Origin of the sequence: Elizabethkingia argenteiflava, from assembly GCF_009904105.1 — a bacterium.
Taxonomy (GTDB): domain Bacteria; phylum Bacteroidota; class Bacteroidia; order Flavobacteriales; family Weeksellaceae; genus Elizabethkingia; species Elizabethkingia argenteiflava.
Window position 1 is genome coordinate 29052 of the sequence record NZ_JAAABJ010000519.1, and the last position, 15833, is coordinate 44884.

The window sequence follows — 15833 nt, forward strand, 5'->3', positions numbered from 1 at the left end:
CATTACTTTGATCAAATCATATTTTTTACAACATAAATAACGTTTTCCCAAAATCACTAGTGTAACCAGCGTTTGGTGAACGTTGAGATTCGCGATATGTATAATATTGGGGTTAATGAATTGTTTTTTAGTTATTTATTAAATGTTCTGCTTTTTAAGAATATTCTTTTTTCCGTCTATTAAATAATCATATTGTACTAATAAAATATTATTATTTAATATATTTTGGTAATATTTTTTGTTTTCATATAATTATTGTATTTTTATATTTGTTATTATGTACAACATTTAGGTGTTGGGAGCTTATAAAAATTCTCAGCCTAATACTATCAAATAATACGAACCTATCATATAATTAATCGCTAAAAAAATAAAATGAAAAAAATATTTAATTCCAAATCAAATCTAGAGTGTACTGAGACAAAATTCTATTTCAACGAAATTTTATACCGATAGACGATAGGAAGGAGGTGGAAAATTACTTCTATATTTTTGTTTAACTCCGTAAGAAAAAAGATGTAGAAATATCCTAAAAATTCAAAATTAAAATCACGTTGGTCAAGTTTTCAGAGAATCCATTAGATACAGGCATGTAAACTTACCAAAAGAGCACCATAAGATTAATAATCATCCAACAAAATCATAAAATAAAATATGAAAAATATTCTCAATACAATAAATAGCTTGGTCATGCCAATAGCTAGATCTATAGTTCCTATATCCTCCATCATCGAGGATTCCACAGCGATTAATAAAACAAAGTCAATGAAAGTCTCCCCGGTTTTTAACTTTACCCGTGGATTTCTTACTAACTTTTAAATGTTTTAAAACGCAGTCATACTATTTTCACCTGTTTTTAGAGAATCCATCCTTTCGTTAGAATTTATTTTTTAACACTTGCACCTTTTGAGTATAGTAGCTTTTTATTTTTATGTCAACTATATAGCAGTCAGTTCATTATTCTAGGTTTTATATAACGCATCAGTTGTTCATAAAGCATAGAAATAAAACATATACAGTATGCTTTATTCCTAAAAATAATGTCAAGTATTCGTGTTTTCAGAAATTGAGATCATAGGATATGGTTTAAAAACAAGCTGTCAGGGATATGCATTTCTCCGAAATAATTCTTTGAGACAACCATAGATTTTCAATAGTACCTATTGGTATTCTTGAGTCGGAGGAAAATAAAGACTAATGGATAAAAGCTTAAAGAATAAACAAGGGCTTCAATAATTTGGATAATCAGTAAATTATTGCTGTATGTAGGCGTATTTAACAGGAGAGCATCAGGGTATGTTGATTGATAACAATTCCAAAATAAAAAATGAGCAATAAAATAAAATCTTTACAAATTATAAGATGTATTGCCGCGATATTAGTGGCAATATGCCACATATGGAATGATGGTTGGTTAGCGGATTGTTTTGTAGAATTTGGGGCTAAGTTTGGTGTCGATCTTTTTTTTGTTCTCAGTGGTTTTATGATGTGTTTGACGGTGAAGTTCACGGTTGGGAATTGTTACCAAAATGCGGTGTATTTCTTAAAAAAAAGAATCATTCGAATTTTTCCGATTTACATTCTCTTTGCCATTCCCTTATTGATTTTTAATATAAAAGCAGAAGGGCTTAAAAGTTTCTATTTCTATTTGGGCAATTTATTATTGTTTCCTTCTTTTGACAATGATGCTGATTATCACCTTGTATTAGGACCAGGATGGACATTGGTATATGAAATGTTGTTTTATTATGTGTTTTCTTTTTTCATGTTAATGATGTCCAGTAAAGACAGGTTATTGGGGATGAATGTTATTTTTCTTGTATTTGTTGTAGGAATAGTTAATATAACGGGTTTACAAGGAGATCTATTGGGTTGGGTCAATTTTAGTTATATTATAGGGGATAGCCTTTTGCTCAATTTCGCACTGGGAATTGTCTGTTATTATTTTTTCATGTATTTTAGGCATAAGGTGAAATTAAACTATAAATTAAGTTTTTTATTATTGCTTTTGATTGCGATTTCTATTTTGTATCTAAATGCAAAAATAACTCTGCCTAGAGTTTTGATATTTGGAATACCTGCGTTTATTGTAATCTGTATATTCTCTATCACCACCAACCCCCAGGTTGAGAATAAAATTTACAGGCGCGTGATTTTTATAGGAGATGCTTCTTACAGTATCTATCTCATCCACTACTATGCTGCCTTTTTTAAGCCCAAAATTCTTTTACTTAAAAATTACTTTACAATGGATTTTGATGTTTTTCTCAATATAGTAGATATCCTATTGTTAGGCGCTGCTGTATTAGTGGGGAGTTTGTTTTATGCGTGGTTAGAAAGGCCTTTGCTCAATATTCTTTCTCAAAAAAGTTTGTATAAAAGAATGGCTAATATAAATTCTTAATTAAATAGTATTCGATATGAAAAAAAGATACATATATGGAGATAGAATGGATTATTATCCATTTTTATCCAAAGGTTATTTACTGGATTATTTACTCAAATCTGAGCAATATTGGTTGCGTAAGTTCATCCAATATTTACGGAAAGAGGAATATTATAGTTTTCATCGTCCGCATAGCTTGTTAAAATATTATTATAAACGCAAGAAGAATCTGTTAGGAAGTAAATTGGGATTTTTTATTCCAGCAGGATGTTTCGGGCCAGGTTTGAAAATCTATCACTATGGGTCTATTATTATTAATCCAAAGTCTAGAATCGGTAGAAATTGTACCATTCATGGAAATTGTTGTATAGGTAGTAAAGGGACTTTCCCAGATGAATCACCCGTTATCGGAAACCATGTCGACATAGGACAAGGTGCGCAAATTTTGGGAGGAATAACCATTGCCAATGGAGTTAAGATTGGTGCTGGTTCTGTTGTTACCAAATCTATTTTGGAAGAAAACGTTACGGTGGTAGGGATCCCAGCGAAAATTATTTCCAAAAAATATCAATATGAACATGTATAATTTGACGTGATGAAGGTATCTTTTATAGTGCCCGCCTATAAAGCTAAATTTTTAAAAAAGGCTATAGAGAGTATTTTGGCACAAAGTTTTTCAGATTTTGAACTCATTATTGTGGACGATGCATCTCCAGAGAATATAAGGCAGATCGTCTCTGGTTTTGACGATGCTAGAATTTCTTATTTTCGCAATGAACATAATATAGGTGAAACAAGTTTAGTAAAACAGTGGAACCATTGCCTTCAGTATGCTAAGGGCGAATACCTGATATTGGCTGCAGATGATGATTTGTATGCACCCCGCTTTTTAGAACAGTGTTTGGCTTTGGCGGAAAAATATCCACAGGTCGATGTAATAAGATCCGGAGTCGAGCAGATTGATGAAAATGACAGTTTAATAGGAATAGATGGGGTATTACCACAGTATTGTAGTAAATATCAGTATGTTTATTATTGGAAGAATGCAACGGTATTCACCTGTATGGGGAACTATATGTTCAAGACTGAAGCACTTAAAAAGAAAAGGTTTATAGAATTTCCTTTTGCATTTGGATCTGATATTGCCTCTACTATAGATATGGCCGAAAACGGAATGGCTAATACGGAAGAAATGTTGTTTAAATTCAGAATCTCTTCCATTCATCTCTCCAGTAATAAAGGCTATCTAAAACAGAAATTAGAAGCCATTACCATGCTATTTACCTGGCTAAAGAATCTTAATTATACCGAACCTAATAACCCCATTGATAAATTTTGTTATCATCATATTCAATGGAGTTGCTTATATCCAAAATGTAAATACGACTACTATAATTTGGTGATCAAGAATTTAGGTTTTTCAGATCTTAATCAGATAAATAAATGTACACTTCTTACCCCTAAAGATCGTTATGGGATGATTTTGCGTTATATAAGAGATAAATTTTTGAAATAAGATAAATTTAAGTTAAATTGGCAAGATGATTAAATGTTTCTAATTTTTTGTTTAAAAATTTAATGATATCCAGATCCACTCCTATTGTCTTGGCTTTTACTCCGAATTATTTTATTCCGGCGGCAACCTGTCTATATTCTATACTAAAGCATTCTCCTGAGGAAGAAAATTTCCATATCATATGTCTGCTAACTGAAGAATTACCTCAGGCTATGAAGGATAAATTCCTACATCTAACCCGAAATAGAGTTCGCTATTCTTTTATAAATTTAACAGGGAAGCTTCAGGATATTTATGTGGATGAGCGCTATACCATAGCAGCTTCCTATCGTTTATTATTGCCAGAGTTGTTATATGAATATGATAAGGTGATGTATATTGATTGTGATGTAGTTGTAAGAAATGATTTAGCAGAACTTTATCATAAAACGGATTTAGGAGAAAATTATTTAGCTGCAGTATTCGAAGCTACTCTGGATTTTCAAATTCCCTATCTGCAATCTATAGGTTGTACACCAGGAGAGTATATTAATTCAGGCTTTCTTATTATAAATTTAGATCAAATGAGAAAAGATCACATGGTGCCTAAGTTACTGGAGGCGGCGAAAGCATCTCATTTGCAATTTCCGGATCAGGATGTACTCAATCAGTTGTGTGTAGGGAAAATTATTGCCCTCCCTCCTTACTATAATAGTATTAGAACTTTTTTCTTACCCCAATATAAAACAGCATTCCTAAATCGTTATTCTGAAGAAGATCTGCAGCGGGTATTCCGGCACGGAACTATTCATTATACCGGAGCTAAGCCTTGGGATACATTTACCATAAAATTTGATACTTGGTGGTCATATTATGAAGAATTACCTTTGGAAATAAGGCAGGAATCGAAGGTGAACAAAAAAATATGGATATTGTATAGGTTTTATAAAACCTCTATGGGTTATTTTTTAATTAGTTTATTACGAAATATATACCGCTATAGATTTTTTTCCGTAAAAACATTATCCTCTAAACCCCAATAAATTTATGACATATAAATATATTCCCACTTTTATTAAAGAGGTCTGGAGCTATTGGAGAGAAAGAAAAATTCTTCAAAAGCATCGTAAAATAACAGATTTTTGGAAGCCTATTATTGAGGATTACCAATCCGGGAAGATTGAAAAATATGATTTGAAACCTAAGAAGGATTTATCTCATCATAAGATTATTTGGCAGTATTGGGGGCAAGGAGTAGATGCTGAAAATTTGCCGGATATAGTTAAAATATGCTTTGATTCTGTAGAGCAATATAAAGGAGATTATACAATAATTAGGTTAAGCGATAAAACACTTCAGGATTACATAGACTTACCAGACTTTATTTGGAAAAAGAAAGAGGGACCTGTTTTCAACCTAACGTTCTTTTCAGATATTTTAAGAGTGGCACTTTTAAAAGCTTATGGTGGGGTGTGGATAGATGCCACCGTTTTGTTTACAGGGGTTTTACCTTCATCGTTTGCGATGTTCGATCATTTTGTATACCAGCGAAATCCTAGCGAAGAGTATCAGAAACAGTGGATGAATTCTTATGCCTATTACTGGGGGTGGCGTCCCGATTTTAAAGTAAAAATGTTAAGCAGTATTTTTTTTGCTCATAGAAATACAGTCTTGGTTTCCGTCTTGCTGGATTTATTGTTGTATTATTGGAAAACTCAGGATGCTATTAGTGATTATTTCTTTTTTCAGATCTTATATACCGAATTGATCAGCGGAAAGTATAGAGACCAGAAATGTCCGATTATCAGCGATACGATTCCGCATTTTTTACAAACAAAATTGAGCGGAGGTTGTGAGTTTATCACTTATGAAGAAATTTTTAATCAGACAACTATACACAAGCTTACTTATAAAGGAATGGACGTACAAAAATTGATAGAAGTGCTTCGTAAGGGAACCCATGTTGAGGTTAGAAATTTAAAAGATTTATATAATTAAACATGAAGCACGCTTATTTAATCATAGCCCATCATGAGTTTACAGTATTAAAACTTTTATTAGAGGCTTTGGATGATACCCGTAATGATATTTATATTCATTTTGATAAAAAAATAAAAAATATACCTTTGTTTGAATGTAATCATTCAAATGTGTACATATTGGAGAATAGGGTAGATGTAAGATGGGGACACGTATCTCAAATAGAAACTGAATATGCGTTGTTCGAAGAGGCTTATAGGAGGGGAGGTGCTTCATATTCCAGATATCATTTAATTTCAGGTACTCATTTCCCTTTGAAAAATCAAGATCAAATTCATGCCTTTTTCCAGAAGTATGAAAATCAAGAAATACTGAATTTTATCTATACCAATAGCTATGAGGTGAACATGAAGTTAGGACGCTATCATTTCTTTTTGAAAAATTATAAAGGGACTTCTTTATTGGGACCGAAAACATACCAATTTCTGTGGAATGTTTTGCTAAAAATACAATATATCTTTAATATAAAAAGAAGAGAACCCAATGTAAGCATTAAGGCCAGTAATTGGGTAAGTCTTACGCCTCAGGCGGTGTCGTTTATTGTGCAGCAAAAACAAAAAATTCTAAAGAAATTTAGGAGATCATTTTGTGCGGATGAGTATTTTATACCTTATTTATTGGAAAACAATAGAGACACATATAAGATGCGAAATGAGAGAAGGTTGTTGTATAATGAATTTGTGAATAGTAATTCACGAATCTTAACAGAAGAAGATTATGCATTTTTAATGCATTCGGACTATATTTTTGCCAGAAAATTTAGTGAAAGGCATGTTAGATTAATAAAAAAGATTTTAAAGCATATACAACATGACAAAGCACGCTTATCTTATTCTGACCCATCATGCGTTTGATGTTTTAGAATATTTAATAAAGGCCTTAGATGATTCTCGTAATGATATTTATATACATGTAGATAAGAAAGTCAAAGAAATACCTCAGTATAAAACACTTTTTGCTAATCTCTATATGCTGCAAAATAGAATAGATGTACGCTGGGGGGATGTATCCGTGGTGAATGCTGAATATGCATTGTTTGAAGAAGCTTCTAAAAAACAGGTCTATGCTTATTATCATTTGTTGTCGGGAGTGGATATGCCTTTAAAATCACAGCATTATATTCATGCCTTTTTCCAGAAGCACCAAGGAAAGGAATTTATAGGCTTTTACCCCCTTCCTATTGAAAAGGAAATAGACCGAAAGGTGCAGAGATTTCATTTATTTCCAAAAGATTTTAGAGATGCTAAAGGTTTAGTAGCTTTTTTAAAAAAAGCGATACGATGGACGGGGCTTAAAATACAGTATAGATTCGGATATAGAAGAAATACCCAAATAAAATTTCGAAAGGGAACCCAATGGGTGAGCATTACGGACGATTTTGTGAGGTACATATTAAAGAGTAAAAAAGAAGTGTTAAAAATGTATAAAAATAGCTTTTGCAGTGATGAGATTTTTATCCAAACCCTTTGTTGGAATTCTGCGTTTAAAAATAAGATTTTTGACCCCACCAATGAGGAGAGGAGTTGCATGCGGATGATTGGTTGGAAAAACGGAGTTCTATATGATTGGCAGAATCAAGACTATGAAAGTCTTAGAGCATCCGAACTTCTATTTGCACGGAAATTCAATAGTGAGAATATGGAGGTCGTCAACCGAATCTTTAATGATATTATATAATTTTATATACCGCAATACACCTTATCACAAATCATAAAAATGAGCGATAAAAATACAGATCTCACAAAAATTCAGTCTTCTGTTATACAGCTTTTAAGATTTCCTTTAATCGTATTGGTTATTTTTGTTCATATGCTTCCCTTTGAGCTAAAAAAGATGAAATGGAGCCTTCAAGGATACGATATTTATAATAATATCACAGAATTAATCTCCCATTACATAGGGCGTTTACCTGTACCCTGTTTTTTTCTTTTTTCCGGATATTTTTTCTTTATTAAGGTTTCAGAGTGGAATGCTTCAATATATTTTTCGAAACTAAAAAAACGAATTAAAACTTTGCTTATTCCTTATTTAATTTGGAATATTTTACATATCTTAACGGTTTATCTGAAAAATCTAATTTTTTATCAATTCGGAAAAGGTTGGGATGAGGGGTATCATGAGATAAGGACTTTACCCTTATATGATTTATTATGGGGGAGGCCTATTAATTATCCATTATGGTACCTTCGGGATTTAATTGTAATGATGATACTAACTCCCTTTTATTATTATTATTATAAATATACCAAAATCTATGGTTTGATGCTGAGTTTAATGATTTACCTACTGGTCTTGGAATCTAATATTCCCGGGTTGAGTACCACTGCCATTTTTTATTTTGGATTGGGAAGCTTTATGGCATTGTCTGGAAGGAATATGCTCGCCTTTTCCATACGCTATTCAAAAGTAGCCATTATAATGGCTGTTATAGCGTTAGGAATGACATCATACTATACGGGATCTCATTTTTATGAATATTGTATGCGTATATTTATCGTTTTCGGAGTTATTGTTATGCTATTCTTAGGCTATAAATTGTACAAATACGAAAAATTGAAAAACACATTAATTGCTCTTACTTCGAGCGTATTCTTTATTTATGCGCTTCATACAATTTATATCTTAGGCTGGCTCAAAGGCGGATGGCTAAAAACACCTTTAAGTACATCCTATTCTGGAAAACTATTGGGCTACTTTCTGATCCCCTTTATCTGTATTGGCATGATTTTTCTTTTGTATAGATTGATGAAAAGATTTTGTCCTAAAATATTAAGCCTAATGATTGGAAATAGATGAATGTCAAAAATGAAATGCTACAAAAATCCCCTCTAGTTTCCATTATTGTACCGATCTATAATGCGGAAAAAACCTTGCATACTACATTGGATTCTATTGTGGGGCAAACCTACCCTTTTATAGAACTACTCCTTATTAATGATTGTAGTCAGGATAATACACTTTCTATTTGTCATCAATATGCGAGGGTACTCGAGCAACAAGAGAGAAGGGTTGAAATAGTGAGTCATCCCCAAAACAGAGGAGTAGCTGCGGCTAGAAATACAGGATTAGAACATGCCACAGGAGTTTATGTTTATTATGTAGATGCAGATGATTGGGTGGAAGAGAACACTATAGAAATTTTAGTAAATGAAATGTTGAGAACAGGTGCGGATTTAGTAGGCTGCAATTGGTTTTTATCCCTTCAGCAAAACGAGCGTAAAATGCATCAACCTTCGTTTGGGGAGCCCTCAGATGCGATAAAGAAAATGCTAAATGGCTCTATGCGTTGGAATCTTTGGCTTTTTATGGTCCGTCGCGCATTATATCAACAATATAATATTCGCTTTGAGCCAGGATTGAATATGGGAGAGGACATGATGGTGATGTTTAAACTATTGGCAAATGCTAAAAGAGTATCGTATATCGATTACGCCCTCTATCACTATAGCCGCTCTAATACAAGTTCTATGACTCAAGTTTATTCTACAACACATATCCAGCAAGTCACAGAGAACCTTAAAATAGTGGAAAAATATCTAGAGAACAGTAATTTTTCTAATGAAATAAAAGAGGGGATTAATTTTTTAAAGTTAAATATAAAACTTCCTCTGCTTATTTCCGATCGTGAATCCGATTATCAACAATGGTTACAGTGGTTCCCGGAGGCTCATGCGTTTATTATGGGGAATAAAGCTCTCCCCTGGCGTATAAGGATATTGCAATGGATGGCTGTTAAAAAACAGTTCTGGATTTTAAAATTATACTATCATATTTTGATTCGCTATATTTGTTGAATCATTTAAATAGGAAATATATATGTTTCGTTTCATTCTTTATTTGATGATAGGAATTATTATCAGTTTCTATTTCTTTCCGATTGGATTTACATTTTTGCCCAGCAGCATTAATACAAAAATGCTATTGGCGCTCATGGGTATAGTATTCTTGGTTTATGAATGTATAAAAAAGGAGAGTGTAATTTTAAATAGAAAGCTGGTAATGCCTATTGCTATTGCTGCTGTGTTTTCTTTAATTTGTGCTATTTCGACAGACATTAATAATACCCGTGATTATTCTTACGCTAATTATATCTTTAGTTTTTTAGTTTGGATTTCAGGGGCTTATGCTGTTTGTGTTGCCATGAAATGGGTGCATGGAGAGGCGAGTTTTCGTCTTTTAACCTATTATTTAGCAGGCATATGTTTTTCTCAGTGCATATTAGCCCTTTTAATTAATAATATACCGGCTTTTCAAATTTTTGTGGACAGTATTGTCAGCCAGGGACAGGAATTTTTTCAGGAGGTAGATCGTCTCTATGGAATTGGTGCCGCGTTAGACAGTGCAGGGGTACGCTTTTCATTAGTATTGGTGATGATTGTCGCGCTATTAAATAATGATCAATTCACCCGTAGTAATAGTGTTGCTATTATTTTGTTATTGCTTTCATTTTTTACCATTGCTGTTATCGGAAACGCTATTTCACGCACCACCATAATAGGTTTAGGCTGCGCTGTGGCATATTTTCTTTTTTCTTCGGGCTTGTTGAGTTTATTTATCAAACGGGAATCTGTAAAGCTAGGGGTATGGTTCGGAGGATTTATGTTATTAGCTGTATTTATATCTGTGTATATGTATAATTATAGCCACGATTTTAATAAACTGATGCGGTTTGCTTTTGAAGGTTTTTTTAATTGGGTAGAAAAAGGAGAATGGACCACCAGTTCCACCCAAAAATTAAGCCGAGAAATGTGGATATGGCCAGAAGATCAATCGACATGGCTCATTGGTTCGGGATTATTTGATAATTTCGTTTATAGTACAGATATCGGTTATTGTCGTTTTGTATTATACTGTGGGCTTATAGGTTTTTCAGTCTTTGCAATATTATTTGTTTACTTAGGAGCCTTCTTTTTATTTGAAGTATATGAATATCGCCTGATGTTTTTTATTTTTATCGTCTTAACTTTTGTAATTTGGCTCAAGGTAGCTACCGATATATTTTTTATTTATGCGTTATTTTTCTGCTTAGATTCTTTTGTAGAAAAAACACCAAAACCAAAACTTGTAGATGAAAATCGTTTATAACATATTGGGAACGTTTAACTCCGGAGGTATGGAGCGGGTATTGGCAAATAAAGCCAATTATTGGATTGATAAAGGACATGAGGTTTTTGTGATCACTACAGATCAGCAAGGCAGAAAACCATATTTTAATATGCATCCGGAGGTTACGCATATAGATTTAGAGATCAATTATACACAGGATCATGATAAAGGCGTCTTAAGAAAAATACTAAGTTATACCCTAAAACAGAGAAAACACCGTCAACTTCTTGAGCTTCTATTGAAGGATTTAAAAGCGGATATTGTTATATCAATGTTTGATCATGATGCCTCTTTTCTATATAAGATAAAAGAGGGAAGTAAAAAAGTTTTAGAAATTCATTTTTCTCGATATAAACGCTTACAGTATGCTCGAAAAGGTATATGGAGAGTATTAGACCATTTAAGAAATAGAATGGATGGTAGGGTGGCTAAAAAATATGATTGCTTTGTTGTACTCACCCATGAGGATAAAAATTATTGGGGAAATGGGGGGCATACTCGAGTAATTCCCAATGCCAATAGTTTCAAACCGTCCGGAAAGGCGGCTTTAGATGCTAAAAAAGCCATAGCAGTGGGAAGGTATGATGAACAAAAAGGATTTGATGAACTGATAAAAATATGGAAAAAAGTATACGAAGTACACCCTGATTGGACGCTTGATATTTTCGGAAAAGGCCCCTTGAAAGAAACATTACAAAGTTTGATAGACGATTTGGAACTTTCCGAAGTCGTTCATTTATGCTCACCAGTAAAAGATATAGAACAATGCTATATCAATAGCTCTTTCCTGGTTATGACATCTCGTTATGAAGGCTTACCCATGACATTGTTAGAGGCCCAGGTCTGTGGCTTGCCCCTATTGGCTTACGCCTGTAAGTGTGGTCCGAGAGATATTATTCAGGATGGGCAGAATGGATTTTTATTGGAAGAGGGAGATCGAGTAGGTATGGTAGAGAAAATAAATCTACTGATAGAAAATAAGGACTTGCGTCAAATCTTAGGTGCACAATCATTAAAGCGAAGTGTTCATTTTTCAGAAGAAAAAGTCATGCAGCAATGGTTACAGCTATTTACCGCACTAAAAGAGGACAAAGAGTATAATAAAAAATAGTTTGATTATTTGTATTTAATTTTTTATCATAAGTGTTTAAGAAAAATATTGTAATATCTGCTGTAAATTTGGTGGAAGCAGGGACCTTAGCCATTCTTAAAGACTGTCTGAAATTCTTATCTGTTCTTGCCGAACAACAAGAATACCGCATTATAGCCATCGTCTATAAAAAAGAGATTGCCGATTTTCCCAATATAGAATACATTGAGACCCAATGGCCTAAAAAACGTTGGGTCAATCGCTTATGGTATGAGTATGTGGAGATGAAGAAAATTTCTAAACGCCTGGCACCTGTTGAACTTTGGTTTTCTTTGCATGATACCAGTCCTTCTGTAATAGCAAAAAATAGAGCGGTCTATTGTCATAATGCTTTCTCATTTTATAAATGGAAACTAAGCGATTTTATCTTTGCCCCCAAGATAGCTTTATTCGCCTTATTTACAAAATACATCTATAAGACCAATATTCATGATAATGATTATCTGGTTGTTCAGCAAGAGTGGTTTCGCCAAGCTATGAGCCAAATGTTTGGGGTCAATCCTGAAAAAATTATTGTAGCCCCCCCTTCTTCACCCAAGAAATTAGAGGGAAGACCGTTGCCGGATATTTTAACTACCCAAGATTTCTCTTTTATCTTTGCTGCCTCTCCCAATAGTCATAAAAATTTTGAGGTGATTTGTCGAGCGGTGGAAATTATACACCATCAGCATCACCTTCGAAATTTTCAAGTTTATATCACCCTGAAAGGGGATGAAAATGCCTATGCTCGTTGGCTATATAAAAAATGGGGGAAAGAGAAAGGATTAAATTTTATAGGGTTTTTGGATAAAGAAACTCTATTTGCATTTTACCTTCATAGCAGTTGTATGATATTTCCTTCAAAAATTGAAACATGGGGACTGCCCATCTCTGAATTTTCAGTTTTAAACAAGCCTATGTTATTGGCAGATTTACCCTATGCACATGAAACCGCATCGGGTAGCCATAAAGTAGCATTTTTTAATCCCAATAAACCCGAAGAACTGGCCATAAAAATGTTACATCTAATACAGGGAAATGATTCGGATACGAGAAGTATTGCGAAAAAAACATTAAAACCACCCGTAGCAAGAGATTGGAATGAGGTGTTCAAAATTCTATTGGAAAAGAAAAATATTCATCAATAAAAAAATAGATACACTCTTATTCTTTTATTATTATGGTTGTTATTCTATATTTAGTCTTGGTTACTTGTAACAGACAAAAATACTTTTCTCTTGCTCCCGATATCACTCATAGCTTTAATGGAATCCTAAGCATACTAATTGCATTGGGTATTAAAATCTCTTTATTTCAGGTTATGGTTTAGTGACCTCTTTTCAGAAAATGGAAAAAAGATTTAGATAATTTTTTAGCAAGAGCGTCTGGATGACTCTAAATAAATTTATTTAATTTACAGTTTTTTGTTAACTTTATTGATATGGAGGGTCTATACTAGCCATGATTATTTATTTGATGGTACGGCTATTGCTTTAACTTTTTTACTTATATATTTAACTCCATTCTTATTGAAAAAATGAAAATACTACAATTAGGTAAATTTTATCCCATCCGGGGAGGGGTGGAAAAGGTAATGTACGATTTAATGTTAGGTTTATCCGAAAAGAGAATATATTGTGATATGCTTTGTGCTTCTGTCGAGGATTATCCTGCTGGTGAAATTAAAATAAATGCTTATGCCCAACTTATGGTGGTGGCCACTAAATTTAAGTTGGCAGCTACGATGTTAGCGCCTGATCTTGTTTTTAAACTTAGAAAAATAGCCCATAATTATGATATCATTCATATTCACCATCCCGATCCTATGGCTTGTTTGGCTTTATGGCTTTGCGGATATAAAGGAAAAGTATTACTGCATTGGCATAGTGATATACTAAAACAAAAAAACTTACTAAAGCTTTACCGTCCTTTACAAAATTGGTTGATCAATCGAGCAGATTTAATTGTAGGGACAACGCCTGTATATGTTAGAGAATCAAGGTTTTTGCAAAAAGTGCAGCATAAGATTGATTATATTCCGATAGGAGTAACTCCCGTGAAGGCAGATAGTGATCAGGTTAAAGAACTGAAGCGTCAATATTACGGTAAGCACCTCATATTTTCCTTAGGTAGATTGGTGGAATATAAAGGATATGAATACTTGATACGGTCAGCTCAGTATCTGGATGATAAAAATCATATTGTGATTGGGGGGAAAGGTCCGTTGATGCAATTACTTGAACATTTAATTGAGGAAATAGGGGTTCAGCATAAAGTGAGTTTATTGGGGTTTATGGAGGATGACCAAGTTTGTAATTATTTTGAAGCCTGTGATATTTTTTGTTTGAGTTCTATTTGGAAAACAGAAGCATTTGGAATTGTACAGATTGAAGCGATGTCGTGTGCAAAGCCTATCATCACGACTCGAATAGCTGGATCGGGGGTGAGTTGGGTTAATCAACATCAGATCTCTGGTTTAGTCGTAGCGCCCGAAAATCCGAAGGCATTAGCCGATGCTATTCAAAAAATAATCACCGATTTCCAGATGAAAAAACGATTGTCTGAAGGAAGTAAAAATCGTTATGAAGCCTATTTTACACGTGCGAAAATGGTGGATAAAAGTTTGAAATTATATAATAAAATATTAAAAGATAATTGAATATTTATTGTTGAATATTTGGCCCCTATTTATTTTCATATATAAAAAAATATGCTGAATTTTATTCTTCAGATTCTATTTTCTAATTTCAGTTGTTAACAGCTTAACAAGGAGCTTAATCAGTATTCTCGGACACTCATCAATCTGTGATGAAGCTTAAATATGGAGTTGATTTTTTCAATGATAACTAAAGTCAGGATTTTTTTTTTTGAATGAAATAAGGTCTTTTATATTTTTGTTTTCAAATTATTGTACATTTGGGCAATGTCAGCTTTAATTATTAACCAGTAAATATAATATGCAAAAAAAGATCCTTCGCAAAAGGGTAATTTCTAATGAATTGTTTTTTCAGTACGTACTAGAGAGGCTGGAAGCTGAAAAAAAGGTTAAAATTTTGGTAGCGGGCACCAGTATGGAACCATTTTTGCAAAATGGAGACCAGGTAGTATTGAAGAGAGCTGTAGATGAAGATATAAGAAAAGGTGTCATAGTATTGGCTCGTTTTAATCAAGGCTACATTTTACATCGTATCGTTCACTTACATAAAGAAAAAGTTACTCTGGCGGGTGATGGCAATATTAGTCAAGTGGAAATCGTAAGCAGGGAAGATATTCTAGGGGTGGTGATACAAGCTTACCGCTTAAACAGAGAGATAATGCTGAATGCTTTACTGGGAATGATTTGGTATAAGTTGCGCTGGATACGATCGATAGCTAATAAAGTTTTTAGAATAAAATTAAAATTATGAGATTAAGGGAAGATTTGATGTTGAGACATTTAGGAGATGAATATGTGATTATAGAACCTGAGCAAGATATGGTGGATATGTCTAAAGTATTTACATTAAATGAGACCGCTGCTGTCTTATGGGAAGCCTTACAAGGAAAAGAGTTTAGTATTGAAGCTATTGTAGAAGAGTTATTATCTCGTTACAATGTAGAGCGAGACGTAGCCGAAGATGATGCCAGAAAACTGGTCGATAATTTTAAAAAACAAGGTTTATTGACGGATTGAGGAA

Annotated in this window: 15 protein-coding genes; all 15 read left to right on the forward strand. The window is 33.3% G+C overall.

Going from position 1 to position 15833, the window contains the following annotated elements; translation table 11 throughout:
- Nucleotides 1-1327 precede the first annotated feature (1327 nt).
- The 15 genes from GNY06_RS08120 to GNY06_RS08190 all read left to right on the forward strand — a co-directional run bounded on the left by GNY06_RS08120 (nucleotide 1328) and on the right by GNY06_RS08190 (nucleotide 15829).
- Nucleotides 1328-2404 carry an acyltransferase family protein gene (locus GNY06_RS08120; protein ID WP_166519612.1) on the forward strand — a complete coding sequence of 359 codons (1077 nt, stop codon included), beginning with the start codon at nucleotides 1328-1330 and terminating at the stop codon, nucleotides 2402-2404.
- A gap of 16 nt (nucleotides 2405-2420) precedes the next feature.
- A complete protein-coding gene (locus GNY06_RS08125; RefSeq protein WP_166519613.1) occupies nucleotides 2421-2972 on the forward strand; it encodes a serine O-acetyltransferase in 552 nt (183 codons plus the stop codon).
- A 9-nt stretch (nucleotides 2973-2981) separates the two neighbouring features.
- Complete coding sequence (locus tag GNY06_RS08130) at nucleotides 2982-3902, forward strand: glycosyltransferase family 2 protein (protein ID WP_166519614.1); 921 nt, start codon at nucleotides 2982-2984, stop codon at nucleotides 3900-3902.
- A 62-nt stretch (nucleotides 3903-3964) separates the two neighbouring features.
- The gene (locus GNY06_RS08135; RefSeq protein ID WP_166519615.1) at nucleotides 3965-4924 is read left to right on the forward strand and encodes a glycosyltransferase family 8 protein; all 960 of its coding nucleotides are present in this window, start codon (nucleotides 3965-3967) and stop codon (nucleotides 4922-4924) included.
- Between the two features lie 4 nt (nucleotides 4925-4928).
- A complete protein-coding gene (locus GNY06_RS08140) occupies nucleotides 4929-5879 on the forward strand; it encodes a capsular polysaccharide synthesis protein (RefSeq protein WP_166519616.1) in 951 nt (316 codons plus the stop codon).
- 2 nt (nucleotides 5880-5881) lie between these two features.
- The gene (locus tag GNY06_RS08145) at nucleotides 5882-6775 is read left to right on the forward strand and encodes a beta-1,6-N-acetylglucosaminyltransferase (RefSeq protein WP_166519617.1); all 894 of its coding nucleotides are present in this window, start codon (nucleotides 5882-5884) and stop codon (nucleotides 6773-6775) included.
- Entirely contained in the window at nucleotides 6732-7598 is an 867-nt protein-coding gene (locus tag GNY06_RS08150; protein WP_166519618.1) for a beta-1,6-N-acetylglucosaminyltransferase, read from the forward strand. The genes GNY06_RS08145 and GNY06_RS08150 overlap by 44 nt, the downstream gene beginning before the upstream one ends.
- Nucleotides 7599-7637: 39 nt before the next feature.
- The gene (locus GNY06_RS08155) at nucleotides 7638-8717 is read left to right on the forward strand and encodes an acyltransferase family protein (RefSeq protein ID WP_166519619.1); all 1080 of its coding nucleotides are present in this window, start codon (nucleotides 7638-7640) and stop codon (nucleotides 8715-8717) included.
- Nucleotides 8714-9715, forward strand: coding sequence for a glycosyltransferase family 2 protein (locus GNY06_RS08160; RefSeq protein WP_244614390.1), 1002 nt, complete (start codon nucleotides 8714-8716; stop codon nucleotides 9713-9715). The genes GNY06_RS08155 and GNY06_RS08160 overlap by 4 nt, the downstream gene beginning before the upstream one ends.
- A 46-nt stretch (nucleotides 9716-9761) precedes the next feature.
- Nucleotides 9762-11006, forward strand: coding sequence for a hypothetical protein (locus GNY06_RS08165; RefSeq protein ID WP_244614391.1), 1245 nt, complete (start codon nucleotides 9762-9764; stop codon nucleotides 11004-11006).
- The gene (locus tag GNY06_RS08170) at nucleotides 10990-12138 is read left to right on the forward strand and encodes a glycosyltransferase family 4 protein (RefSeq protein ID WP_166519621.1); all 1149 of its coding nucleotides are present in this window, start codon (nucleotides 10990-10992) and stop codon (nucleotides 12136-12138) included. The genes GNY06_RS08165 and GNY06_RS08170 overlap by 17 nt, the downstream gene beginning before the upstream one ends.
- Nucleotides 12139-12170: 32 nt before the next feature.
- Nucleotides 12171-13304 carry a glycosyltransferase family 4 protein gene (locus tag GNY06_RS08175; RefSeq protein ID WP_166519622.1) on the forward strand — a complete coding sequence of 378 codons (1134 nt, stop codon included), beginning with the start codon at nucleotides 12171-12173 and terminating at the stop codon, nucleotides 13302-13304.
- A gap of 389 nt (nucleotides 13305-13693) precedes the next feature.
- Nucleotides 13694-14815 carry a glycosyltransferase gene (locus GNY06_RS08180; protein ID WP_166519623.1) on the forward strand — a complete coding sequence of 374 codons (1122 nt, stop codon included), beginning with the start codon at nucleotides 13694-13696 and terminating at the stop codon, nucleotides 14813-14815.
- Between the two features lie 298 nt (nucleotides 14816-15113).
- A complete protein-coding gene (locus GNY06_RS08185) occupies nucleotides 15114-15563 on the forward strand; it encodes a S24/S26 family peptidase (protein WP_166519624.1) in 450 nt (149 codons plus the stop codon).
- Complete coding sequence (locus GNY06_RS08190; protein WP_166519625.1) at nucleotides 15560-15829, forward strand: PqqD family protein; 270 nt, start codon at nucleotides 15560-15562, stop codon at nucleotides 15827-15829. The genes GNY06_RS08185 and GNY06_RS08190 overlap by 4 nt, the downstream gene beginning before the upstream one ends.
- Nucleotides 15830-15833: the final 4 nt, after the last annotated feature.

Bases quoted from the DNA above. Each gene is read 5' to 3' on its own strand.
- GNY06_RS08135 (WP_166519615.1), top strand. From the start codon at position 3,965: ATGATATCCAGATCCACTCCTATTGTCTTGGCTTTTACTCCGAATTAT.
- GNY06_RS08160 (WP_244614390.1), top strand. From the start codon at position 8,714: ATGAATGTCAAAAATGAAATGCTACAAAAATCCCCTCTAGTTTCCATT.
- GNY06_RS08125 (WP_166519613.1), top strand. From the start codon at position 2,421: ATGAAAAAAAGATACATATATGGAGATAGAATGGATTATTATCCATTT.
- GNY06_RS08140 (WP_166519616.1), top strand. From the start codon at position 4,929: ATGACATATAAATATATTCCCACTTTTATTAAAGAGGTCTGGAGCTAT.
- GNY06_RS08155 (WP_166519619.1), top strand. From the start codon at position 7,638: ATGAGCGATAAAAATACAGATCTCACAAAAATTCAGTCTTCTGTTATA.
- GNY06_RS08180 (WP_166519623.1), top strand. From the start codon at position 13,694: ATGAAAATACTACAATTAGGTAAATTTTATCCCATCCGGGGAGGGGTG.
- GNY06_RS08120 (WP_166519612.1), top strand. From the start codon at position 1,328: ATGAGCAATAAAATAAAATCTTTACAAATTATAAGATGTATTGCCGCG.
- GNY06_RS08130 (WP_166519614.1), top strand. From the start codon at position 2,982: ATGAAGGTATCTTTTATAGTGCCCGCCTATAAAGCTAAATTTTTAAAA.
- GNY06_RS08150 (WP_166519618.1), top strand. From the start codon at position 6,732: ATGACAAAGCACGCTTATCTTATTCTGACCCATCATGCGTTTGATGTT.
- GNY06_RS08190 (WP_166519625.1), top strand. From the start codon at position 15,560: ATGAGATTAAGGGAAGATTTGATGTTGAGACATTTAGGAGATGAATAT.
- GNY06_RS08170 (WP_166519621.1), top strand. From the start codon at position 10,990: ATGAAAATCGTTTATAACATATTGGGAACGTTTAACTCCGGAGGTATG.
- GNY06_RS08185 (WP_166519624.1), top strand. From the start codon at position 15,114: ATGCAAAAAAAGATCCTTCGCAAAAGGGTAATTTCTAATGAATTGTTT.
- GNY06_RS08145 (WP_166519617.1), top strand. From the start codon at position 5,882: ATGAAGCACGCTTATTTAATCATAGCCCATCATGAGTTTACAGTATTA.
- GNY06_RS08165 (WP_244614391.1), top strand. From the start codon at position 9,762: ATGATAGGAATTATTATCAGTTTCTATTTCTTTCCGATTGGATTTACA.